This window comes from Cobetia sp. (genome assembly GCF_983723665.1).
Map to the genome: position 1 here is coordinate 14,489 of NZ_CFDJES010000011.1, position 1,295 is coordinate 15,783.

Consider the following 1,295-nt stretch of genomic DNA (forward strand, 5'->3'; position numbering starts at 1 on the left):
CGCGCGAAGCGGTCCACCACGGCGGCGCAGGCAGCGTCACCGGTGATGTTGAGCGCGGTGCGCGTCATGTCGAAGATACGATCCAGCGCGAACAGCAGCGGCAGGCCTTCGATGGGGATACCGGCCGCCAGCAGCACGGCGACCACCAGGAACGACGGCCCCGGCACACCGGCCTGACCGATGGCACCCAGAGTCGCGGTGAACACGATGGCGGCGTAGGCGGAGAAGCCGAGGTCGACATTGAAGACCTGGGCGAAGAACATCGCCACCAGCCCGTAATAGATGGCATTGCCGCTCATGTTGATGGTCGCGCCCAGCGGCAGCACGAAGGCAGAGGTGGCGTTCTTGAGGCCCAGCTCCTTCTCGCAGACTTCCATGTTGACCGGCAGGGTCGCCATGGAGGACGCCGTGGACAGCGCGACGGCCTGCGGCTTCTTCATCGCGGACATGAAGCGGCCCAGCGGCACGTCAGAGCCGAACTTGACCACCAGCGGGTAGAACACGAAGCCGTAGATGAGGATGGCGCCCATGTAAACGAGGAACAGCTTCATCACCAGCGTCAGTACATCGAAGCCGAAGGTGCCGACGGCGTCCGCCATCAGGCCGAAGACGCCGATCGGCGCGATCAGCATCACCACGTTGATCATCCACACGAAGGCTTCGATGACGGTGTTCAGGCCTTCGATCAGCGGCTTGCCACGCTCACCGGTCTTGGACAGGCCAATGCCGAGGAACAGGCAGAACACCAGAATCTGCAGGATATTGGCATCGGTGAGTGCCCCGAAGATATTGGTCGGCACCATGCCCAGAATGGTGTCCATCACGCCCGGCACGCTGCCCTTGTCAGCGTAGGCATTGGAGAACATGCCCTTGGCGCTTTCCAGGTCCACTCCGCTGCCCGGCTGGAAGACATGCCCCATCACCAGCGCCAGCATCACGGCCACGGCAGAGGTCAGCATGAAGAAGGCGAAGGTGGAGATACCGATCTTGCCGGCAGAAGGGCTGTCGCCCAGATTGGCGGCTCCCGACACGATGGAGACCGCGATCAGCGGCACGACCAGCATCTTGATCAGGTGAATGAACAGCTCACCCAGTGGCGCGAACATCGAGGCGTCTTCGCCCATGTACGCCCCGACACCTGCACCCAGGATCATGGCGATGACTACCTGGACGCCGATGTTTTTCCATAAAGACTGTTTCACGTTACGACTACCTTGGATTGTGTCTGAAAGGTCGGTTGTTGCGTGCCACCGCAGTGCTGGCTACCGGTGAGGCCTGCCGTCATAGTCACCATG

Annotated in this window: 1 protein-coding gene; it reads right to left on the bottom strand. The window is 61.9% G+C overall.

Annotated elements, in window-relative coordinates:
• Nucleotides 1–1,202: dicarboxylate/amino acid:cation symporter (locus AC4FAH_RS02460; RefSeq protein ID WP_490245608.1), on the bottom strand; the 1,202-nt coding region annotated here is incomplete at its 3' end.
• Nucleotides 1,203–1,295 lie beyond the last annotated feature (93 nt).